Below are 285 nucleotides of genomic sequence, written 5' to 3' on the forward strand. Positions count from 1 at the left end.
GCGCTTGCCTTCGCGGCAATCGCGGCGGCGGTGCCCCATATCGTGGCCGAAAACAGACCGCAGGCGACCGAGCATCATAAATTCGCTTTGCCGGCAAACCCATTGGTCTACCTGATCGGCCTGATGGCCCTACTGACGATGATTTCCGAGGGCGCGGTGCTCGACTGGGCGGCCCTGTATCTGCGGCAGGAACTCGGCGCCGACCTCGCCGTCGCCGGCCTTGCCTACGCCGCCTTCTCCGGCGTCATGGCGATCATGCGCTTTTTCGGCGATGGCGTCCGCAAC

Annotated in this window: 1 pseudogene; it reads left to right on the top strand. The window is 64.9% G+C overall.

Going from position 1 to position 285, the window contains the following annotated elements:
- Positions 1–285 (top strand): annotated as a pseudogene (locus EN853_RS33655) (MFS transporter); the annotation flags it as partial.

This window comes from Mesorhizobium sp. M1C.F.Ca.ET.210.01.1.1 (assembly GCF_004791585.1).
GTDB lineage: Bacteria > Pseudomonadota > Alphaproteobacteria > Rhizobiales > Rhizobiaceae > Mesorhizobium.